General features: G+C 67.6%; 19 protein-coding genes. 11 read left to right on the top strand and 8 right to left on the bottom strand.

The window, feature by feature from the left end; all coding sequences use genetic code 11:
- Positions 1-74: 74 nt before the first annotated feature.
- Positions 75-1,067 carry a stage II sporulation protein M gene (locus GONAM_RS19710; RefSeq protein ID WP_006868512.1) on the bottom strand — a complete coding sequence of 331 codons (993 nt, stop codon included), beginning with the start codon at positions 1,065-1,067 and terminating at the stop codon, positions 75-77.
- A 145-nt stretch (positions 1,068-1,212) separates the two neighbouring features.
- Here GONAM_RS19710 and GONAM_RS19705 point away from each other — a divergent pair, with 145 nt between their 5' ends.
- Both GONAM_RS19705 and GONAM_RS19700 read left to right on the top strand, forming a co-directional pair.
- Positions 1,213-2,064, top strand: coding sequence for an RDD family protein (locus tag GONAM_RS19705; protein WP_006868511.1), 852 nt, complete (start codon positions 1,213-1,215; stop codon positions 2,062-2,064).
- Complete coding sequence (locus tag GONAM_RS19700) at positions 2,061-3,257, top strand: lipase family protein (RefSeq protein WP_157159183.1); 1,197 nt, start codon at positions 2,061-2,063, stop codon at positions 3,255-3,257. The genes GONAM_RS19705 and GONAM_RS19700 overlap by 4 nt, the downstream gene beginning before the upstream one ends.
- 3 nt (positions 3,258-3,260) lie before the next feature.
- Here the strand turns inward: GONAM_RS19700 and GONAM_RS19695 are convergent, their stop codons facing one another.
- Positions 3,261-4,451, bottom strand: coding sequence for an acyl-CoA dehydrogenase family protein (locus GONAM_RS19695; RefSeq protein WP_006868509.1), 1,191 nt, complete (start codon positions 4,449-4,451; stop codon positions 3,261-3,263).
- Between the two features lie 72 nt (positions 4,452-4,523).
- Between GONAM_RS19695 and GONAM_RS19690 the strand changes: the two genes are divergently transcribed.
- The 3 genes from GONAM_RS19690 (at position 4,524) to GONAM_RS19680 (ending at position 7,203) form a co-directional block, all read left to right on the top strand.
- Complete coding sequence (locus GONAM_RS19690) at positions 4,524-4,856, top strand: TfoX/Sxy family protein (protein WP_006868507.1); 333 nt, start codon at positions 4,524-4,526, stop codon at positions 4,854-4,856.
- Entirely contained in the window at positions 4,853-5,269 is a 417-nt protein-coding gene (locus tag GONAM_RS19685) for a hypothetical protein (RefSeq protein WP_006868506.1), read from the top strand. Before GONAM_RS19690 ends, GONAM_RS19685 begins: the two co-directional genes overlap by 4 nt.
- A gap of 134 nt (positions 5,270-5,403) precedes the next feature.
- The gene (locus tag GONAM_RS19680) at positions 5,404-7,203 is read left to right on the top strand and encodes an alkyl/aryl-sulfatase (RefSeq protein WP_006868505.1); all 1,800 of its coding nucleotides are present in this window, start codon (positions 5,404-5,406) and stop codon (positions 7,201-7,203) included.
- Between the two features lie 111 nt (positions 7,204-7,314).
- Here GONAM_RS19680 and leuS read toward each other — a convergent pair whose 3' ends face one another.
- Positions 7,315-10,200, bottom strand: coding sequence for a leucine--tRNA ligase (gene leuS, locus GONAM_RS19675; protein WP_006868504.1), 2,886 nt, complete (start codon positions 10,198-10,200; stop codon positions 7,315-7,317).
- 130 nt (positions 10,201-10,330) lie between these two features.
- Between leuS and GONAM_RS19670 the strand changes: the two genes are divergently transcribed.
- From GONAM_RS19670 to GONAM_RS19660, 3 genes are all read left to right on the top strand, one after another.
- A complete protein-coding gene (locus GONAM_RS19670) occupies positions 10,331-10,852 on the top strand; it encodes an SdpI family protein (protein WP_006868503.1) in 522 nt (173 codons plus the stop codon).
- A gap of 28 nt (positions 10,853-10,880) precedes the next feature.
- Complete coding sequence (locus tag GONAM_RS19665) at positions 10,881-11,876, top strand: bile acid:sodium symporter family protein (RefSeq protein ID WP_006868502.1); 996 nt, start codon at positions 10,881-10,883, stop codon at positions 11,874-11,876.
- Positions 11,877-12,082: 206 nt separating this feature from the next.
- Positions 12,083-12,412, top strand: a complete 330-nt coding sequence (locus GONAM_RS19660) for a hypothetical protein (RefSeq protein WP_006868501.1) — start codon at positions 12,083-12,085, stop codon at positions 12,410-12,412.
- Between the two features lie 207 nt (positions 12,413-12,619).
- On the opposite strand, the gene GONAM_RS19655 is transcribed toward GONAM_RS19660, so the two are convergent.
- Both GONAM_RS19655 and GONAM_RS19650 read right to left on the bottom strand, forming a co-directional pair.
- The gene (locus GONAM_RS19655) at positions 12,620-14,665 is read right to left on the bottom strand and encodes a CocE/NonD family hydrolase (RefSeq protein ID WP_006868500.1); all 2,046 of its coding nucleotides are present in this window, start codon (positions 14,663-14,665) and stop codon (positions 12,620-12,622) included.
- Positions 14,666-14,868: 203 nt separating this feature from the next.
- Positions 14,869-15,546, bottom strand: a complete 678-nt coding sequence (locus GONAM_RS19650; protein WP_006868499.1) for a YqgE/AlgH family protein — start codon at positions 15,544-15,546, stop codon at positions 14,869-14,871.
- An 82-nt stretch (positions 15,547-15,628) separates the two neighbouring features.
- On the opposite strand from GONAM_RS19650, the gene GONAM_RS19645 reads away from it, so the two are divergent.
- Positions 15,629-16,960 carry an MFS transporter gene (locus GONAM_RS19645; protein ID WP_040537008.1) on the top strand — a complete coding sequence of 444 codons (1,332 nt, stop codon included), beginning with the start codon at positions 15,629-15,631 and terminating at the stop codon, positions 16,958-16,960.
- Here GONAM_RS19645 and GONAM_RS19640 read toward each other — a convergent pair.
- On the bottom strand, positions 16,941-17,480 hold the full coding sequence (locus GONAM_RS19640) for a hypothetical protein (RefSeq protein WP_006868497.1): 540 nt from the start codon (positions 17,478-17,480) through the stop codon (positions 16,941-16,943). The genes GONAM_RS19645 and GONAM_RS19640 overlap by 20 nt on opposite strands.
- A gap of 104 nt (positions 17,481-17,584) precedes the next feature.
- Between GONAM_RS19640 and GONAM_RS19635 the strand changes: the two genes are divergently transcribed.
- Positions 17,585-18,676: an aminotransferase class V-fold PLP-dependent enzyme gene (locus tag GONAM_RS19635; protein WP_006868496.1), complete on the top strand. Its 1,092-nt coding sequence runs from the start codon at positions 17,585-17,587 to the stop codon at positions 18,674-18,676.
- Positions 18,677-18,767: 91 nt separating this feature from the next.
- On the opposite strand, the gene GONAM_RS19630 is transcribed toward GONAM_RS19635, so the two are convergent.
- Together GONAM_RS19630 and GONAM_RS19625 are read right to left on the bottom strand one after the other, a co-directional pair.
- On the bottom strand, positions 18,768-20,306 hold the full coding sequence (locus tag GONAM_RS19630) for a glycerol-3-phosphate dehydrogenase/oxidase (protein WP_006868495.1): 1,539 nt from the start codon (positions 20,304-20,306) through the stop codon (positions 18,768-18,770).
- 13 nt (positions 20,307-20,319) lie between these two features.
- The gene (locus tag GONAM_RS19625) at positions 20,320-20,901 is read right to left on the bottom strand and encodes a TetR/AcrR family transcriptional regulator (protein WP_006868494.1); all 582 of its coding nucleotides are present in this window, start codon (positions 20,899-20,901) and stop codon (positions 20,320-20,322) included.
- A 48-nt stretch (positions 20,902-20,949) separates the two neighbouring features.
- Here GONAM_RS19625 and GONAM_RS19620 point away from each other — a divergent pair, with 48 nt between their 5' ends.
- The gene (locus GONAM_RS19620; RefSeq protein ID WP_040537005.1) at positions 20,950-21,864 is read left to right on the top strand and encodes a diacylglycerol/lipid kinase family protein; all 915 of its coding nucleotides are present in this window, start codon (positions 20,950-20,952) and stop codon (positions 21,862-21,864) included.
- The last annotated feature ends 10 nt before the right edge of the window (positions 21,865-21,874 follow it).

The following is a 21,874-nucleotide window of genomic DNA, read 5'->3' as shown; positions in this document are numbered from 1 at the left end:
CAACCAGCAGACCTCTGCCGGCCGAGTTGGTGCGAGGCGCAAGCCGAGGACCGTATCGAGGTCACAAACCATTCCTACACGGTAGGTGCGGTCAGGCCTCGATCGAGTTCGGCGAGATCCCCGGTTTCACCGGTCTCGTGCGCGCGGCGTCCCGCGATGAAGACGTAGGCCATGAACAGCAGCCAGGCGGTCACCCCGATCCCGATGCGCGCCCAGGTGGGTAGGGGAGAGGGGGTCACGAAGGCCTCGATCACCCCGCAGATCAGCAGCACGACGACAAGTCCGAGTGCCACACCGATCGCGGCGCGCCCTTCCTCGCCGAGAGCAGCTGCGCGCGTTCGATTTCCGGGTGACACCCAGGACCAGAAGGTCCGCAGGCCGACCCCCGCGGCGACGAACAGGCAGGTGAGCTCGAGCATGCCGTGCGGGAGGAGCAGACCGAAGAACAGATCGCCGCGGCCGTGCCGGATCATGATCGAGGCGATGACCACCAGATTCAGGATGTTGCTGTAGAGCATCCAGATCACCGGTAGGCCGAAGATACCGACGACGATGCACATCGCGGCCAGCCAGAAGTTGTTGGTCCACACCCGCGCCGCGAACGAGGTGGCCTCGAATTCGCTGTAGTAGTTCTCGAAGTCGTTGGTGACGAGCCGCTCGATCTCCTGCGGAGAGGCAAAGGAACTCTCGATGCGAGGATGCTCCAGAACCCACCAGGTCATCACGGCGGCCGCGAGCACGCACACACCCATGACGGTCAGCCACCACCACCGCATCCGGTACAGCGCGGCGGGGAAGGTGACGGCGAAGAAGTCGATGAACGTCGACCACGTACTCACCCGGGTGCCCGACGCCCGACCCCGAGCCCGAGCCAACAACGCCGACAGATACGCGACGAGCGCGGCGTCGGGAGCCGAGGAACGGATCACGGAAAGATGCGTGGCCACGCGCTGATAGGTGTCGATGATCTCGTCGGCCTCGGCTCCCGTCAGCCGACGCCGGCGCGACAGCGTGTCGAGCCGTTCCCACGTCGCGCGATGCGCGGACACATAGGCGTCGAGATCCACCCGGCCAGCGTAACCGGCCTCCGAGCCGGTGCGGAGCGTGTCATTCGACGGGCGTCGTGGCTGTGTGCTCGTGCCGCGCGGACCATGTTCGGCGTCGTATGGTGAGGCGGTGCCGCCCGGATCGTTGCCACCACGACCTCCGGTGATGGCAGGTGCGCCGGTCCCGGTCGGGACGCCGCCGACCGTCTGGGGTGCCGGTGCGTCGGCCACCGTCGGCGTGGGCCGCGACGACCTCGTCTCCGGTGAGGCGGTCGCGCTCGCGCTGCCGCCGGGGGGTCTGGGCTACCGAATTCTCTCGGGGATGCTCGACGTCGCGCTGGGGATCGCTCTGTGGTTGTTCCTCTGGTGGCTGTCGTACAAGGTGACCGGGGACTTGAGCGACGCGTGGCGCGGCACCGTCAACACGTTGCTGCCCATCCTCAGCGTCATCGCCCTACCGACGGTCACGGAGACGCTCACCGGCGGCAAGACCGTCGGCCATCTGATCGTCGGGCTGCGCACCGTGCGAGACGACGCCGGGCCCACCGGTTTTCGGCAGTCGCTGACCCGAGCACTCGTCGGATTCATCGAGATGTACGCCTGCCTGGGTCTGCCGGCGCTCATCAGCGCGGCCATCTCACGGAAGAACAAGCGTCTCGGCGACCTCCTCGCCGGGACGTACGTGATCCGCGACCGGCATCGCATCGAGGAGCAGCATCCCATCGAGATGCCCGCAGGTCTTGCGTCCTGGGCGGTCTCGGCCGACATGGCCGCCCTGCCCGACGGCCTCGCCGTGGCCATCCGCCAATTCCTCAACGGACGGCACGCGATGAAGCCCGAACCGCGAGCTGCCGCCGCACACCGGCTCGTCTTCGCCGCGGCGCCGTTCGTGGCACCCGCACCGCCGCAGGGCGCGTCGTTCGAAGACGTGCTGTCGGCGATCATGGCCGAACGCCGACGCCGCGACACTGAACGACTCGAACGTGAAGCGCGCCTGCGGGAGAGGTTGTTGCGATGAGAACGTCGGCACGTGACGTCAGGATGTTCTGCGCGCTGGCCACCGGGGTGCTGATGGCGATCGGCGGTACCGCGCTCGCACCTCGAGCTTCGTCGACGCCGGCCGATCCGGTCCCGCGCATCGTCTCGTCTGCGGTCGTGCACAACCCGCTGGTCGCGCTCGACACGGCGTCGTCGACGACCCGTGTCCGGTACAGCTCGACCTCGGTGCGTGGCCGTCCGACCGAGATGACCGGGACCGTGCTGCTGCCCAGGTCCACGCCACCGCGCGGCGGATGGCCGCTGGCGGTGTGGAACCACATGACCGTCGGCGCGGCGGACTCATGCGCACCGTCCACCGGTCATGCGACTCATCCGGAGCGTCCGCGGATGACGTCCGGTGACCTCATCGTCGGGCACCTGCTCGAGGCCGGGTTCGCGGTCGTACGACCGGATTTCGAAGGAATCGGCGGTCCGGGACCACACCCGTACCTGATCGGGGATTCCCTGGCACGATCGGCGATCGACATGGCGGTCGCGGCGTCACGCGACGACGCGAGGATCGGCCGGGACGTGGTTGTGGCCGGTCATTCGGAAGGCGCGGTGGCCGCGCTGTTCGCCGCGTCGAGGCCGGGTACCGAATGGCAGGGCTTACGTGTGAGAGGCGTTGCGGCACTGGCCCCGCCCACCCAGGTGGCGCGGATGCTCGACGCCGCTTCGATTGTGCCGGTGGCCGGCCCGGCCATCAACGAACTGATGGGATTGGCCGCGTTGCTCGGGTACGGCGCTGCCGCCGCGGATCCCGAGTTCGAACAGCTCATGCTGAACGGCGGTGGCCTCAGTTCGGCGGCCCGACGCCTCGTACCGCAGGTCGAGAAGCGCTGCTACGTAGGGCTCACCGCTCCCGATTCGTTCGGCGGACTCGCGCCGACCCAGCTCCTGGGACGGCGAGGAGCAGAGTTGAAGGCTCGGCTCCTGACGATCCTCGACCGCAACGATGTTGCGCACCTGCAATTCTCACCGGAGCTGCCCGTGCGGATCGAAGCCGGGACGGTCGACACGGTCTCCCCGCAACCCTTCGTCTCCGAGCTGGCGAACACGTATCGGGATGCCGGGGTGCGGGTCACCTACAACGAACGCTTCATCGGACATCCGGGAGTGGCAGCCGAACCCGGTGCGACGAGCATCGCCCGATGGCTCGTCGGCCAGGTGTGAGCACTACTTGAGGTCGGTGCTCGACTTCCCGAGCACGCGGCGAGCGATGATCAGCTGCTGAATCTGCTGAGTGCCTTCGAAAATGTCGAGAATCTTGGAATCACGCGCCCACTTCTCGAGAAGCGAGGTCTCCGAGAACCCGGCTGTCGCACCGATTTCCACGGCCTTGTTGGTGATCTCGGTGACCGTGCGGCCGGCCTTGGCCTTCGACATCGAGGCCTCGGTGGAGTTCGGCTGCTTGTTGTCGGCCATCCAGGCGGCACGCAAGGTGTGCAGCCAGGACGCCTCCCACTCGGATTCGAGGCGGATGAATTCGGCGACGGTCGCATGCTGGGCGGCGGCCGGGCGGTCGTAGTCGATCTCGTGCCCGGCCTCTTCGAGCATCCGGCGGAGCTCCTCGAGCGCGGCGCGACCCAGACCGATGGCCATGGCCGCGACGACCGGGCGGGTGTTGTCGAAGGTCTGCATGACCCCGCCGAAGGCCTTCTTGGTGTCGATCTCCGGCGAACCGAGCAGGTTCTCGGCGGGAACGCGGGCATTCTCGAAACGGATCACCGCGGTGTCGGAGGCCTTGATGCCGAGCTTGTGCTCGAGGCGGGCGACCGTCACACCCTCGGTGGTCATCGGGACGACGAAACTCTTGATGGCCGCACGGCCGACGCTCTTGTCGATGGTCGCCCACACGACCACGTGGTCTGCCCGCGAGCCGGCGGTCACGAAGATCTTCTCGCCGTTGACGACGTAATCGTCGCCGTCGCGGGTGGCCGTCGTCGAGACCGCCGCGGAGTCCGAACCGAAGCTGGGTTCGGTGATGGCCATCGCCGCCCACACATCGGAGAACTTCTCGAGCTGTTCGGGGTTGGCGACGGCCGCGATGGCGGCATTGCCGAGTCCCTGGCCGGGGATGGAGAGCAGCAGACCCACATCGCCCCAGCTCATCTCGAGGGCGGAGATCAGGCCACGCATGTTGGCGCCGTTGACCGACGGTCCGTCGTCACTGCTCGACGAGTCGGCCGCCTTCTCCGACCCACGTCCCTGCTTCGCGAGCTTCGCCAGGTCGTCGAGTTCCGTCGGGTACTCGTGCTCGGCCTTGTCGTACTTGCGCGAGATGGGCCGGAAGATGTGCTCGGCAGCCAGATGGGTGCGCTCGACCGTCGAATCGAACTTCTTCGGGAGCTCCAGGTTGATCGCCATGGCATGACCTTACTGCGCAGTAAGTTAGTTGCCAAGTCTTTCCCCGTCACACCCGCCGAATAGCCTGGAGACGTGGCTTACGACGAGGAACTCGCCTTCCGCATCCGCGCGCTGCTCGCGGCGGAGGTCGGCGTAGACGAGGTCCCCATGTTCGGCGGCCTCGCCTTCCTGATCAACGGCAACATGGCCGTGACGGTGAGCGGCAAAGGCGGGATAATGGTGCGCGTGCCGCCCGAGGAGACCAGCACCCTGCTCGAATACCCGCACACCGCCCCGATGCACATGTCCGCGCGCGAGACGCTCGGGTGGCTGCGCGTCTTCGAAGAGGGGATCGCGTCCGACCGGCAGTTGACCCGCTGGGTCACCATCGGCGCCGACTACGCCCGGAGACTCCCGCCGAAGTGAGGCGGAAGCTCGACGAGTGGCCGCGGACGGTCATCCTGGTCCCGTTCGGCCTGTTCTTCGTCCTCTTCGGTCTGTACGGGCTGCTCGGTGCGGAGGTCACCTGTGGCGGCGAGCCGATGTCCGCGGACGACCGGTGTGTCCAGCACGCCAACGACGACGGGGAGTCGCTTCTGACGCCCGAGCAGCTGGCGGCTCTACCGACAGCGCCCAGGGGCGTCGAGTTGTCCCCGCAGTTCACCGAGTTGTACGCCGACATCGCGTCGATACCGGAGTGGGCCGGCCGGTCCCGCGACGAGCAACGCGCCCGGGATGCACAGAACAACCGGGTCATCGTCGTTCTCGGGTTGATCGCCACCGGCGTCGGAGTCGGGAGCGTCTACGTCAAGAGATGGTGGCTGCGTCGTAAGGCGTAGTCGCCCGCCTCAAACACCGACGGTCAGGACGCCCGGTGCGCGATACTCGTGACTGCGTATCCAACGTGAAGGTGTCGGGAACCGAACATCGATCTGAGCCACGCAGACCGCAGCGTCTGCCGGGGGGAGTTCCGATGTCTGCCGATTTCTCCGACCGGACCGACTTCGACAATGCCAACCGCGGTCTGATCGGGGTGCTCGAACCGGCTGTCATTCATGATGGTGACGGCCGGGTTGTCTACGACGCCGCTGGTTTCGCCGAGGCGACCGCCGGTGACTGTCCCGACACCGTGAACCCCAGTCTCTGGCGTCAGGCGCAGCTGACGTCCGTGCATGGTTTGTTCGAGGTGACCGACGGCATCTACCAGATCCGTGGGTACGACCTGTCGAACATGACGCTGGTCGAGGGCGACACCGGTGTGGTGGTCATCGATCCGCTGGTCTCGTCGGAGTGTGCGGCGGCCGCCCTCTCCCTCTATCGCGAGCATCGTGGAGACCGTCCGGTGAGCGCGGTCATCTACACCCACTCCCACGTCGACCACTTCGGCGGTGTGCTCGGCGTCGTCGACGCCGACACGACGGTACCGATCGTCGCGCCCGAACACTTTCTCCAACATGCCGTCTCCGAGAACGTCTACGCCGGCACCGCGATGCTGCGGCGCAGCATGTACCACACGGGGATCGTCCTGCCGGTCGGTGCGACCGGAACCCTCGGCGCCGGCCTCGGCCCCAGTACATCCACCGGCACGGTGGGTCTGATCGCGCCGACGCTCGACATCACCCACACCGGGCAGGAGGAGACCTTCGACGGTGTCCGGATGGTCTTCCAGGTCACGCCGGGGACGGAAGCGCCCTCGGAGATGAACTTCTGGTTCCCCGACCATCGAGCACTGTGCCTGGCGGAGAACGCAACTCACAACCTTCACAACCTCCTGACCCTGCGCGGTGCGCAGGTTCGCGACGCCCGGATCTGGTCCCGGTACCTCAGCGAGGCCATCGAGATGTTCGCCTACGACTCCGATGTCGCCTTCGCGTCGCACCATTGGCCGACGTGGGGAACCGAGGAGATCCTCGTCTATCTGACCCAGCAGCGCGACCTGTATGCCTACCTGCACGATCAGACGCTGCGTCGACTCAACCAGGGCTACCTCGGCAGCGAGATCGCCGAGGACTTCCCGATGCCACCGGTGCTCGACGCGGCCTGGCACGCCCGCGGGTACTACGGCTCGGTCAGCCACAACGTCAAGGCCATCTATCAGCGCTATCTCGGCTGGTACGACGGCAACCCGGCGCATCTGTGGCAGCATCCACCGGAAGCGGCCGCCGCTCGGTACGTACAGGCACTCGGCGGTATCGAGGCCACGGTCGCCAAAGCGCGAGCGTTCGCCGACGACGGGGATCTCCGATTCGCCGCGGAACTGGCCGGTCATGCGGTGTTCGCCGATCCGGACCATGCCGGTGCGAAAGAGCTACTCGCACAGGTCTTCACGACGCTGGGTTACGGCGCCGAATGCGCCACCTGGCGCAACAACTTCCTCGTCGGCGCCGACGAACTCGGCGGGCGGGTCCACGCCGCCCCGATCAACGCCGCCGGAGTGGCGTCGGCGCTCACCGTCACCCAACTCTTCGACAGTCTCGCCATCCGCATCGACGGTCCGCGGGCCTGGGACCTCTCGGCCTCGATCCGTTGGCATATCACCGATCTGGACGAGACCTACCGGATGGAACTGTCGAACGGCGTCCTGATCCACTTCCCCACGCGGCGGCAGGATTCCGCCGATCTCGTCGTGACACTCACCAAACGCGATCTACTCGGACTTCTCACGGGCGCGGCGCCCGACGGTGCCGTTCTCGACGGCGACACGTCGGTGATCGCAACCGTGATCGGGCTGATCGACAACCCCGACCCGGGATTCCCGATCGTCACACCGTGATCGAAGCAGTTGGGCGGCAACACTGTTCGGTCGCGGGCCCTTCGTGGCTCGTCGCTAACGCTCCTCGCACCTCAGGGAGCAAAACGGACCGTCGCTGGCGCTCCTCGCACCTCAGGGGACGATGTTCACCATGCGGCCCGGGACCACGATCACCTTGCGCGGCTCGGCACCGTCGAGGAGCGCGGCGATCTTCTCGTCGGCGAGGGCGGTGGTGCGCAGGGTGTCCTCATCGGCGTCGGCGGCGACGGTGATGCGGCTGCGGACCTTGCCCTTGACCTGAACCGGGATCTCGATGGTGTCCTCGACCAGCCAGGCCTCGTCGGCCACCGGGAACGGCGCACGGACGACGAGGGTGTCGTGGCCCAGGCGGTGCCACAGTTCCTCGGCGATGTGCGGTGCCAGCGGCGCCAGCATGATCACCAGGGCTTCGACGGCTTCCCGTGGGGCGCCGGTCTTCTCGAAGTTCTTGGTGAGGTGGTTGGTCAGCACGGTCAGCTTGGCGACGGCGGTGTTGTTGCGCAGGGCCTCGTAGTCCTCGCGGACACCGGCGATCGTCTTGTGCAGCAGGCGCTTCGTGTCGTCGTCCGACTCGGCGTCGGCGACGCGCGACGTACCGGACTCCTCGTCGACGACGAGACGCCAGATGCGCTGCAGGAAACGCTGCGAGCCGACGACGTCCTTCGTCGCCCAGGGACGGGACTGGTCGAGCGGGCCCATGAACATCTCGTAGACGCGCAGGGTGTCGGCACCGTAATCGCGACAGATGTCATCGGGGGTCACCGAGTTCTTCAGCGACTTGCCCATCTTGCCGTACTCCTGGGTGACCTCTTCACCGTTGTAGAAGAACTTGCCGTTCTCCTCGGTGACCTCCTCGGCCGGCACGTAGATGCCGCGCGAGTCGGTGTAGGCGTACGCCTGGATCATGCCCTGGTTGAACAACTTTCGGTACGGCTCGCTGCTGGTGACGTAACCGAGGTCGAACAGCACCTTGTGCCAGAACCGCGAGTACAACAGGTGCAGCACCGCATGCTCGACGCCGCCGATGTACAGGTCGAGGCCACCCGGGTCGTTCGGGCCGTGCAGCTCCGGACGCGGACCCATCCAGTAGGCCTCGTTGTCCTTGTCGCACAAGGTGTCCTGATTCGTGGGGTCGATGTAGCGCAGCTGGTACCAAGAGCTGCCCGCCCACTGCGGCATGACGTTGGCGTCGCGGGTGTAGGTCTTCGGACCGTCACCGAGATCGAGTTCGACGGTCATCCAGTCCGACGCCTTGGCCAGCGGCGGGGACGGCTCGCTGTCGGCGTCGTCGGGGTCGAAGGAGACCGGCGCGTAGTCCTCGACCTCCGGGAGCTCAACCGGCAGCATGGATTCCGGCAGCGCATGCGGCTGGCCGTCGGCGTCGTAGACGATGGGGAACGGCTCGCCCCAGTACCGCTGACGGGCGAACAGCCAGTCGCGCAGCTTGTACTGGATCTTGCCGGTGCCGACGCCGTCGGCCTCGAGGCGTTCGACGATCGCCGCCTTGGCGTCCTCGACGTTCTTGCCGTTCAGGAAGTCGGAGTTGACCAGCGGGCCGTCGCCGACGTAGGCCTCGGCCTGCACATCGGCGTCGGAGCCGATGACCTCGATGATCGGCAGGCCGAACACGGTCGCGAACTCGTGGTCGCGGGCGTCGTGCGCCGGGACCGCCATGATGGCGCCGGTGCCGTAACCCATGAGGACGTAGTCGGCGATGAAGACCGGAACCTGCTGTCCGTTCACCGGATTGACGGCGAAGGAGCCGGTGAAGACACCGGTCTTCTCTTTGTTCTCCTGGCGTTCGAGATCCGACTTCGCCGCGATCGAGGCACGGTACCCGGCAATCGCCGACGCGGGATCGCTCGCGCCGCCGGTCCAGCGGTCGTCGGTGCCCTCCGGCCAGGCGGCGGCAGTCAATGCGTCGACGAGGGGATGCTCGGGGGCCAGCACCATGTAGGTGGCGCCGAACAGGGTGTCGGGGCGGGTGGTGAAGACCTCGATGTCGCCGACACCGGGCGCGCTGAACCGGACCTGCGCACCGCGCGAGCGGCCGATCCAGTTGCGCTGCATGGTCTTGACCTTCTCCGGCCAGTCCAGCAGTTCCAGGTCGTCGAGCAGGCGGTCGGAGTATGCGGTGATCCGCATCATCCACTGCCGCAGATGCTTTCGGAAGACCGGGAAGTTGCCGCGGTCGCTGCGACCGTCGGCGGTGACCTCTTCGTTGGCCAGCACGGTGCCCAGACCGGGGCACCAGTTGACCAGCGAGTCACTCAGGTAGACGAGGCGGTGATCGTCGATCACCGAGGTGCGCTCGGCCGCAGTCAGATCCGACCAGGACTTCCCGGCGTGCTCACCGGTCAGTTCGCGGGTGCCGGCGGCGAACTCGTCGGCCAGCTCGGAGATGCGTCGGGCCTTGCCCTGATCGGCGTCGAACCAGGCGTTGTAGATCTGCAGGAAGATCCACTGGGTCCAGCGGTAGAAGTCGACGTCGGTGGTGGCGACGCGACGACGCTCGTCGTGGCCGAGTCCGAGGCGTCGGATCTGACCGAGGTAGCGCTCGATGTTCTGCTCGGTGGTGGTGCGCGGGTGGGTACCGGTCTGAACCGCGTACTGCTCGGCCGGCAGACCGAAGGAGTCGAAACCCATCGTGTGCAGGACGTTCTTTCCGGTCATCCGCTGGTAGCGCGCGAAGACGTCGCTGGCGATGAAGCCCAGCGGGTGGCCGACGTGCAGACCCGCGCCCGAGGGGTAGGGGAACATGTCCTGGACGAACAGCTTGTCGGGTGCGTCGGCGCTGCCGCCGCCGAACGCGCTCAGGTCACCGGCCAGCGGTCCGACGGGGTTGGGCGCCTCGTAGGCACGCTCGTCGGACCAGGTCTGCTGCCAGCGCTGCTCGAGCTCGCCCGCAACCTCCGCGGTGTAGCGATGAGCGGTGGCGCCGGCGGAGCCGTTGGTGCTGGTGGTGTCGACTGAAGTCACCCGACCAGGGTAAATCCTGGGCCCGACCAGCCTGAAATCCGGTCAGTCCGTCACCCGCGACCGGAGAACACGTCTATGAGGTGCAGCTCACCGCCGATGCTCGATTCGGTTGCACGGTGGACGCGGTCGTATGCTGTGGGTCGTGAATGCCCTGTCCGTCGCCGTTGCCGTGCTGCTCTTCGCGCTGGCCGGGCTCTGGGCCACGGTCGGGGTCCGCGGGCTCCGCGGCTCACTCCCTCGCAATCGCCGTTTCGGTGTTCGCACCGACGAGACCATGCGCTCCGACGAGGCCTTCCGCGTCGCCAACCGTGTCGCCGCACCGGGCACGATCGGGGCGAGCGTGATCCTCGTCCTGGGCGCCGTCCCGACCCTCGCCGTCGACGGCGCTTGGTCGATCCTCTTCGGCGTCGTCGCCCTGGTGGCCGCACTGGTCATCATCGGCCTGGTGAGCGCCATCGGCGTCCGCGCCGCTGCCACCGTGCCGGCCGAGGATGCGGGTTGCTCCTGCTGCTCGGGTCACGACGAGGGTCACAGCCACGTCGAGCCCGCCGGGGAGCAGGGCACCTCCGAGCCCGCCGCCGACTGCGGCACCAGCAGCTGCGGTGCGTGCTCGCTGCGCGGCGTCTGCTCGAGCGACACCGCCCAGGCCTGACCTGGCCTGCGGCCGGCAGCTCTGACGTATGCGCACGCTCAAGAACCTTCTCGACCGCTCACCGATCGACGGATTCATCCTCGCGATCGTGGCCGCGGTCGTCGTCGCCGCTTTCCTGCCCGTCCGTGGTGCCGCCGGGGATGTGTTCGAGTGGGTCGTCATCATCGCGATCGGCGCCCTCTTCTTCCTCTACGGCACGCGACTCCACCCGCGTGAAGCACTCGAAGGCTTGAAGCACTGGCGCCTCCACGTGACGATCCTGGCGTTCACGTTCGTGGCGTTCCCGATCATCGGTCTGGCCCTGAAGCCGGTCGTCGAGCCGCTGATCGGTTCCGATCTCTACGCCGGACTCCTGTTCCTGTGCCTCGTGCCGTCGACGGTGCAGTCGTCGATCGCGTTCACCTCGATGGCGAAGGGCAACATCGCGGGCGCGATCGTCAGCGCCTCCGCGTCGAACATCCTGGGCGTGTTCCTCACCCCGCTGCTGGTGGTCGCGCTGATGCACAACACCGGCGATGCGAGCATCGACGCGACGTCGATCCTGAAGATCGTGGCGCAGATCCTGGTGCCGTTCGTGATCGGTCAGCTCGCTCGACCCTGGGTCGGCCCGTTCTTCGCCCGGCACGCCAAGATCACCAAGCTCGCCGACCGCAGCACCATCGTCCTCGTCGTCTATGTCGCCTTCAGCGAGGGCGTCGTCAACGGCATCTGGTCGTCGGTCGACGCCGCCCAGGTGATCGCCGTCGCGGTGATCTCGCTGCTGCTCGTGCTGGTCATGCTCGTGGTGACCGGCTGGGCGCCGAAGAAACTCGGCTTCGACCGCGCGGACACCATCGCCATCCAGTTCTGCGGCACCAAGAAAAGCCTCGCCACCGGACTCCCGATGGCCACCGTCCTCTTCGCCGGTTCGACCGTCGGCCTCATCGTCCTACCGCTGATGATCTTCCATCAGATCCAGCTCATCATCTGCTCATGGCTGGCCACGCGGTATGGACGTGAGGCGGAGGCTGCGGAGACCTCCTGACGATTACCTGGCTTCACGTCGAACAAAATCGCGGGCCCGCGGCCTGTTCGATGCGGTCGGGTACGGATACGGGCGAGACACGGCACGATTGACTGTTTTGCCCGGTGTTTGGCGGCTCCCTGAGCGGGGGACCCCTGAGATGCACAGAGGTGCACCTTCTCCGGGGTCACCGGAGAAGGGTGAGCAATTCGAGGAAAGGCCTTCTCATGACCAACCCCGAACCGTACCGGCCGCCCAATCCCGGTGCGCCCGGCCACTCTGCACCCCCGATCGCCGCGCCAAACCCCGTCGGGTTCCGTCGAGATGTAGAGACAAAGGCTTCGACGAAGACGAGTGAACTGATCGCGTATGGGCTCGCCGTACTCGCCGTCGTGATCACCGCGCTGGTGGTGGGCGGTGGCGATGGCGACGTCGATCCGTTCGGTGCTGCCGAGGCGCTCAAGTACATCACGTGGCTGACCATCGGTTACATGATCGCGAGAGGCCTGGCGAAGTCGGGCAGTCCAGAACCGCAGGACGACGCTGGTCGGCACTGACCCGAACGACGCGGCGAACCGCGGACGCACCGGCATGTAGTCGGTGAAACCGCGCCCCCGCACAGATCGCACACGCTGGAGCCGTCGACCAAGAAGTCGACGGCTCCAGCTGTGTCGTCAGTGTGTCTGTCCGTGTCAGATCGACTGTCGCCGAGCGCCTCTCGCCGTGTCAGTCACCGATTGGCGTGTCAGTCACCGATTGGCGTGTCAGTCACCGATTGGTGTCGACAGCGGCAGGTTCACGAAGCTCGGCCGGTTCGGGTCGAGCTGGATGTGCTGTGCCTTCAGACCGGACTCGTTCAGCAACGGCCGCAATGGGAGACCACGCGGGAAGTTCATCGCGAACACGTCGACGCGCAGGCGGTGGCCCGGCTTCACGATCGCCTCGGTGGGCAGCAGCCCGATGTCGATGCTGACCGGCCGTCCCGGCACCACCCGCTGCCGTGTCGACAGGGTGAGGTTGTAGAACGGGTCGATCACGTCGCCGTTCGGTGCGAACTGTGATGCCGCACGGTCGTACCCGCGCAGCGACGACACCACCTGCCCGGAGGTGATGACCTTCGACGTGCCGTCCGGGGCGACGTCGTTGAGGGTGGCCGTCCAGTACCCGTCCGTGGCGTCGAGCACGGTGTTCAGCCGGACATTCGAGTAACCGGACACGCTGCGGGTCGTCGTCAGCGGGGGAGTGGTGAACGACAGTGCGGCGCGTTCGGAGATCCGGGCGTCGTCGGAGCAGCCCGGGAAGATGGCCAGCGCGCCGGCCATCTGCTGCGCGGCGTCGCGGGAACACACCGGTGCGAGGCCGGGGGCGATGGTCATGCGGGCGCGCGACTGCGGCGCCTTGGGAGTCAGGCTGCCGTCGCGCACCGCGTACGGGGCAGTGCCGCTACGACGGTCGCTCAGGTACAGACGCTGGCGTTCCATCCCGGCGCGCGGGAATTGTTGTGCGGTGATCCAGGAGTCGCCGACCTGCTTGAGATTCACCGGACCGTAGGAGTCGATGCCGTTGTCGATTCCCTTGAGCCACTTGTCGAACCACGCCTTCTGCAGGACGTCGAGCCGCGGCGGTGTGCCGGCCCGTCCCTGCTGGCCGCCACCGATGGTCAGGTGGTAGCCGTCGCCCATGATGAGCTGCTTCTTGCCCGGGGGCAGCGGGATCTTGTTGTACATGCGGACTTCGGAGTTGGTGAACAGGTCGAACCAACCGCCGTAGATGAACGTCGGCGTGGTGATCTTCTCGGCGCGGTCGAGCCAGGCCGTGCGCGGCCCAGAATCGGTCTCCAGCAACTCCTTGAGCTCCGGCGGCACCGACGCGATGTCGGGGGTGAAGAGGCCGGCGAGGAGCTGCGGGTAGAAGGTGAGCGGATCGGCGATCCGGTCGGCCAGCCACTTCCAGTCGAACGTGCCGTTCAGCATCGACGCCACGTTCGGAACCATCTTGGTGGTGTTGACCAGGGTCAGCCACAAGGGGAGGAAGCCGACGCCGAGTGCGCCACCGGGCGCGACGATGTCGCGGATGAGATCACCGCCCGGTTCGACCGGGAAGATCGCCTTGAGCGCCTTCGGGTTCTTGTTGGCGGCCTGGATCGGGTTGATCGCCGAGTAGGACACACCCGACATGCCGACCTTGCCGTTGGACCACCGCTGCTTCGACGCCCAGTCGATGACCTCGACGGTGTCACGCTGCTCGCGGTCCTGGAAGACATCCCACTTGCCCTGTGAGAAACCGGTGCCGCGCACATCGACGACGACCTGCGTGTAACCGCTCCGGACGAGGTCGAAGTCGACGAGGAAGGTCTTTGCGCCGCCGTCACGGATGGTGTGGGCGAGGTCGTTGATGCCGTCGATCGGGGTGCCCGACAGATTGATCGACCGGGCGAGTTGCAGAAGGAACGGTTCGAGCACCGGATGCTGGGTGACCGCGGAACCGATCGAGCTGACCAGCTTGGTGTACGGGGTCATGTTGACGATGACCGGCGTCTTCGTCGACGTCGGGCGTTCGCGGGCGTCGGCGGGCCGGTAGACGTTCGCCCGCAGGACGGTGCCGTCGCTCATCCGGATCGGCACGTCCCAGCTGACGTTCACACCGGCATAGGGTTGCGGGCCGTCGTGGCTCGCGGCCCACCGCGCTGCCGCCGACCCTCCCGTCGGTCCGCTCGGTGCGGCGCCCGCGACGACGGTCGGCGCGACCAGCACCGCGACGAGTGCGATCACCCCCGCCAGCAGACGAACACTCTTCGACGACCCGCCCATACACACCCCCGCGTGTGATTCGCCGCGCCGACGGCTGAGCGTCGTCGCGGCGATACCTGATCAAGCGATCACAACTTAGCATCGAGGGTGAGGTAGGTCACCCGTGGTGGTTCTCAATTGCTTCGGGCGGGGTCGAGGAGCTCGGGTCACGGGGCCTTCGTGGCTCGTCGCTGGCGCTCCTCGCACCTCAGGCAGCAGGCGGCTCAGTTGAGGCTGAGATCGATCGGGTGCGTCGCGAGAAGCGGCATCGGCCACGGCTGCCGGCGGAGGATGTCGAACCAGACGTCGACGCCGGGCGGGGCGAGCAGGTCCCGGGGGAGCGCCGAGGCGAGCATCCAGCTGTCCTGGTCGAGTTCGTCGTCGAGCTGACCGATTCCCCATCCGCTGTAACCGGCGAAGATGCGCACTCCTTCGAGCACCTCCGACAGCGACTCGGGGTCGGCGTCGAGATCGACGAGGACAACCCGACCGTCGACGGGTCGGAGGGCGGGATGGTCGTCGACGTCGAAGCCGTGCTTCATCACGCCGAGGCACAGGGCGGCGTCCTGCTTGACCGGGCCGCCGACGTAGAGGGCGCGAGGCGAGGCCGCGATGTCGGTCCACTGCGGCAGCAGGTTGTGCACCGCGGTCTGGCTCATGCGGTTGAGGATGACGCCGAGACTGCCGGCCTCGTTGTGTTCGATGACGTAGATGACCGTGCGCGCGAAGGTCGGTTCGATGAGATCGGTCGACGCGATCAGGGCGGTGCCGGGACGGACACGGTGGGTGGGATCGGCATCCCACGGGACACCGGGCATGCGGCCACTGTCACCGCTGCCCGCCGAGGGATCCCCGGGGCGGAATTCCGGTGTGGGATCGTCTGCGTCGTCACCGCCGGCCACTCAGCCATCATCGCACGTCCGTCGAGTCCCGGGGTCGGCACAGCCGAGGGAGCTCACCCCGTCGGTGAGTACGCTTGAACGGGTGAACAGCACCGAGGTGAGCCACCGCCGCGGGTGGTCGGTGTTCCTCGATTCGCTCCGTCACTCACCGGGTCTGGGACGGTTGCTGTTCGTCCGTCTCTCGAGTCAGGTCACGGACGGGATCTTCCAGGCGGCACTCGTCGGGAGCATCCTCTTCAACCCCGAACGCCACGCGGATCCACTGGCCGTCGCGGGCGGTCTCGCGGTGCTGCTGCTGCCCTATTCGCTCATCGGCCCGTTCGCCGGGGCGTTGCTCGATCACTGGGACCGACGCAATGTGCTGCTCTACGCGAACCTGTTGCGCGGCGCCATCATCGGACTCGTCGCGATCGCGGTCGCATCCGGTGCACCCGACCTCGTGGTGCTGATCTCGGCGCTCGCCGCCACAGGTGCGAGTCGGTTCGTGGCCGCAGGTCTGTCCGCCGGGCTCCCGCACGTGGCCAAACGTGAGGTGATCGTGGCCATCAACGCGTTGTTCACGACGCTCGGCGGCGCGATGCTCAGCGTCGGCCTCGGTATCACGCTGGGCCTGCGAGCCATCTTCGGCGACGACAACTCGGGCAGTGCGCTCACCATGCTGGCCGGCATCGTGCTGGCCGTCGTGTCCGGAGGTCTGGCGCACGGATTCCGGCCGCTGCAATTGGGTCCCGACGAACCCGACGATCCGGGGAAGTCGGCGTTCCATGCCGTCTCGGTCGGCCTGTGGCACGGCGCCCGGGCCGTGGCTTCTCATAAGACGGTGGCGGCCGCACTGTCGGCCATCGGCGCCCACCGCCTGGTGTTCGGCATGAACACCCTCATGATCCTCGTGCTGACCCGGCAGATGGGACCGGGCGACGGGCTCGATCGCGTCAGCCTCGTCATCGGCTTCACCGGAGCCGGCGCCCTCCTCGCCGCAGTGGTCACCCCGCTCGCGGTGGCACGCGTCGGCCGGTACCTCACCCTGATGTGCGCGCTGGGCGTCGGAGCCGTCGCCGAGGTGACCGTCCTGGGATTCCACTTCGCGGTGATCTGCGGGTCGGCCTTTGTGCTCGGCCTGATCGGTCAGGTCGCGAAGCTGTGCGGCGACGTCGCAATGCAGGTCGACGTCGGCGACGCGGTGCGCGGTCAGGTGTTCTCCGTGCAGGACGCGGTCTTCAACATGGCCTACGTCGGCGCGGTCACCGTGGCGGCGCTGGCTATCCCCGTCGACGGTCATGCCACCGTGCTCGTCGTCCTCGGTGTGGTCATCTACCTGGTCGGCATGGTGACGGTCCGCGCCTTGTACAACCGCGCCGAGGTGACCGGCGAACCCGCCGCCGGACAGCAGGCGGTCACCGACCCCGCCGCATGAACCGCGGATCGCGCTTCTCGTAGGCCGCGTCGGCCACCCCGTCCCCGTTCAGGTCCACGAGCACCGTGTCCGCCACTCCGTCCCCGTCGGCGTCGACATACAGGCGCTCGGCCGTGAGCCGACCTCCCTTCTCCGCACCCACCAGCTCGATGTCGGTGGCCCCGTCCGCATCGAGATCGAGGTTCAGGGCTCTCTCGCCCGACCCGTCGCCGGGCGCGGGGGAACGGGCGCCCGGTTCACCACCCGTGGCGGCGGGATCGGCGGCCCGGTCCCACAACCCGGCACCGGAGTCGCGGTAGAAGGCATCCGGCTCGCCGTCGTCGTCGGTGTCGAGCGCCGCCACGTCGGCGATGCCATCGGCGTCGGTGTCCCACATCGCGTCGTCCCGACGGCCGTCACCGTCGAAGTCGAGGCTGACCGCGTCGGGCCCGGAATCGCCGAGAACGGCGTCGGCAGGGGAGGACCAGCGGGTCGTCGAACCGTCGCCGGGCCCGAAGAAATACTCGATCACCGGGTCCATGCGTTCTTGGACGCATGGACCACCCCGGGCGGTTCCATCGATCCCATGCCACATCGCCCCCGGCGTGTGACCGGGCACGTCCGTACCCGGTAGGTTGAGGCCCTATGTACGTCAGCGACCTCGGCGAGCAATGGCATGCAGCGCGGCTGAAACCCGCCCTCGCGCATCTCGACTCCGCATCCGCCGGACGGTCGTCGTACGGCGTGATCGGTGCGATGACCGCCCATCTGTGGCGTGAGACCGAACGCGGGTCCTATGTGGCCGCCGACGACCGTGCCGAGGAAATCGCCCGCGACACACGCAATCTGGCCGCCCTGATCGGGCACACCCCGAACGAGATCATCTTCCGCGAGAGCGCCCGCGCGGCCCTGCGTGCCCTGCTCACCAACTGGAGTCTCCCCGTCACCTCGACGGTGTGGGTGGCGAAGAACGAGTTCGGCCCCAACCTCGAGGAGTTCGAACGTCGCGGTTACGCCGTCCGCACGATGCCCGACGCCGACGTCTACGGCCACGTCGACACCGATGCACTCGAGAACATGCTGCAGTTCGAGCAGCCCGACTTCATCCACATCTGCCACATCGGGTCGATGTCGGGTGCGGTACAGCCGGTCGCGCGGATCGTCGAACTCGCCCACCGCGTCGGCGTGCCGGTGGTCGTCGACATGGCCCAGTCGGTCGGACATGTACCCACCGTGACCGGCGCCGACGTCGTCTACGGCACCAGCCGCAAATGGCTGACCGGCCCGCGCGGAGTGGGGTTCGTCGCGGTACGCCGAGACTCCCTGCGACCGGTCGAGATCGACGGATCCGACGCGTTCATCGCCGGCCGCCTCGGCCTCGGGATCGCAGTTCGCGAGCTGCTCGACATCGGGCAGCAGCGGGTGTTCCGCGAACTGGCGACGATCGGCAGGGTCACCCGCGAGCGGCTGCACGGCATCGCGAGCTGGGAGGTCGTCGAACCGCTCGACGAGCCGTCGGCGATCGTCACCCTCGCGCCGCCGCCCGGGTGGCAGTTCGAGGACGTCGCCGCCGCGCGGGAGAAGCTGCTCTCCCTCGGCCTCCTGGTCACCGCGGCCGACACCTGGCGCGCACCCCTGGCCACCGAGACCCCTGTCCTACGCCTCAGCCCGCATCTCGACGTGCAGCGCGAAGACCTCGACCGTCTCGCAGATGCATTGCGCACCATGGGTTACTGAGGGTTTCGATACGGCTCGTCGCTGCGCTCCTCGCCTACTCAACCGGCAGTGGGGGGTTTCGATACGGCTCGTCGCTGCGCTCCTCGCCTACTCAACCGGCGGTGGGAAGCACCTGCGTCACGATTTTCTCGATCTCCGGTCGGGTCAGGTCGGCGTCCCGCTGGACCAGGCCGATGCGTGTCCGCCGATGTAGGACGTCGTCGACGCCGACCGCGCCTTCGTGGGTGACCGCGAACTCGATCTCGGCGCGGGTGACGTCGATGCCGGGGGCGATCGGATCCAGTGGCCGGTCCACCGTGGCCGTCTCGACAACCGTCGGGGCCTCCCCGCCGAAACGCGCCACCAGTGACGCCGGGAGACCCTGTTCACGTTGGTCGCGCAAGGCTCCGACCAGCGCGGTCGTGGTGGTGACGCATTCACCCGCGGTCAGATCGGTGGTGGCCAGCGCGGCGTCGACTGCGTCCTCGGCCATTCGCCGATAGGTCGTGAGCTTGCCGCCGAGCACGGTCACCAGTCCATCACCGCGAACCCGGATGTGGTGCCGGCGCGAGACATCGGCGAGGCCGTCGGACTCGGCACCGGCGGTGCCGCGCTCATCGACGAGCGGCCGCAGACCGGCGTAGACGCCGATGATGTCGGAACGGTCGAGGGACCGGGTCAGCGCGGGGTTGATCGCGTCGAGCAGGAAGTCGATCTCGGAGTCGTCGGGGGTGGGGACATCGGGGATCGCTCCGGGCGCCGCGACGTCGGTGATCCCGATGTAGACACGACCCAACTGTGCGGGCAACGCGAAGACGAACCGGGACAACGACTTTCCGACCGGAACGGTCAACGCGGCGGTCGGGTTGCCCAGGGTCGCCGCATCGACGACGAGGTGTGTTCCGCGGCTGGGCTGGACGGCGATCGAGTCGTCGACCGAGCCGGACCAGACACCGGTGGCGTTCACGACCATCCGCGCGCCGACGTCGAAGCTCTCGCCCGTGAACACATCGGTGAGCGTGGCGCCGCGACCGTCGACCCGGTCGGCGCGGGTGTACGTACAGATCAATGCGCCGTAGGCGGCTGCGGTGCGCGCCACGGCGACGACGAGCCGCGCGTCGTCGATCAGCTGTCCGTCGGTCGTCGAGATGCCGCCGCGGAGTCCGACCGGTGACAGCGTCGGGCAGCGGCCCAGGGTCTCCATGACCGACAACCGCGAAGGCGGAGGCAGCAACGCGCTCGGCGTTCCGGCGTTGCGGCGCAACAGATCCGCCGCACGCATCCCGACGCGCAGCACCGAGCTCTGCCGTTCGCCGCGGTCGGGGAGGATCTGCCGGAGCGGTGATATCAGGTGCGGTGCAATGGATGTCATCAGGTGATGGCGTTCGACGGCGCTCTCCCGGGCGATCCGCAGGTCGCCCTTGGCGAGGTACCGGAGGCCACCGTGAACGAGCTTGCTGCTCCACCGGGAGGTACCGGTGGCCAGATCGCCCTGCTCGACGAGAGCGACGCGCAGGCCACGGGTGGCGGCATCGAGAGCGACTCCGACGCCGGTGATCCCACCGCCGACCACCAGCAGATCGAGAGGCGCGGCACTCGACGCCATCGACTCGAGCGCGCGACTGCGGGTCCGAACGGACAATGTGGCCATCAGATGGACCCCCTCATGGCGTCGGTCGCAGGTAGCCGACGATGACGTCGTGGAGTTCGGTTCTCCAACCCTCGGCGAGGATGTCCGACACCAACGCCCCCGACTGCAGGAAACTCTGCGCGATCAGCAGGACCATCGACGCCATCCGCTTGGCGTCACCGGTCCGCACCTGCCTGCGCCCCTGTCCCTGGGCCAGCATGTCCGCCAGCAGCGCGAGCACACCCTGCTGACTGGTGCCGAGGCGTTCGAAGACGTAGGGCGCCATGAAGTCCCGCTGCTCGCGCCACAGCGAGGAGATCAGGTCGCTGTCGCGCAAAGCCCCGACCACCGTCACCACCTGGTCGGCCAGTGCGTCGAGGTCCTGCGGCTCGCCGCGCTCACCGAGCACGTGGTCGACGATGGTGAGAACCTCGCGGGTGAGCAGGTCCCGGATGATCTCGGCGATGTCGGGCCAGCGTCGATAGACGGTGGGTCGACTCACCCCGGCCTGGCGGGCGACCTCGGAGACGGTCACCTTGCGGCCGCCGCTACGCAGCAGGCAGACCCTCGCCGCGTCCAGAACGAGATCCCCGATCTCCTCGTTACGGATTGACATGATGTGTAACACTGTAACGGATCACACAATCGGCGGGGGGCCGACCAGATGACCATCCGACACGTCACCATCGTTGCCAGTCCGTACGCACGTCACGGAGCCGGTCTACACGTGGCACAGAACGCCGCCGACCTCCTGAAGGCACAGAACGTCGGGGTCGAGATCATCGTCGGCGAGGACATGGCCGATGCCGCGGACCTGGCCGGAAAGGCCGCCCGCGGCGACACCGACGTGCTGGCCATCGCAGGCGGCGACGGCACCATCCGGCTCGCGGTCGAGGCCAGCATCGGTTCGGGCAAGCCCCTCGCCGTCATCCCCGCCGGCAGCGGCAACGACTTCGCCCGCAACCTGCACATCCCGCTCGAGACCGCCGACGCCGTCCAGGTGATCCTCGACGGCCACCGACGGCCCGTCGACCTGGGCCGCGTCAGCTTCCCCGACGGCCGCACCGCTCTGTTCGGGACGGTCGCCGCCACCGGCTTCGACGCCGCGGTGACCGCCCGCGCCATCGACATGCGCTGGCCCAGGGGACAGGCGCGCTACACGATCGCCGCACTGTTCGAGCTCATCGCCTTGCGTTCGCGGCACTACCAGGTGCGCGTCGACGACGAGACCGCCGAGGCCGACCTCATCTTCGCTGCGATCGGGAACACCACGTCGTACGGCGGCGGCATGAAGATCACCCCGAAGGCATCGGTGTCCGACGGACAGCTCGACGTCACCCTCGCGAAGAATCCGCCGCGGTTCGCCCGGCCGACGCTCGCCCGCGTCTTCCCGAAGGTGTTCACCGGAACGCACATCGACCATCCGCTGGTGCAGACGATGCGCGGCGCCGAGGTCGAGCTCTACTGCGATCCGCCGGCGCTGGTGTCCGTCGACGGCGATCTCGTCGGTGAACTGCCCGCGGTGTTCGAAGCCGTCCCGCATGCCATCGAGGTGTTCACCCCTCCGACGCCGAGCTGACCGGTCCTCG

The organism is Gordonia namibiensis NBRC 108229 (assembly GCF_000298235.1).
GTDB classification, from domain to species: Bacteria; Actinomycetota; Actinomycetes; order Mycobacteriales; family Mycobacteriaceae; genus Gordonia; species Gordonia namibiensis.
This window is presented reverse-complemented; position numbering and strand designations above follow the sequence as displayed.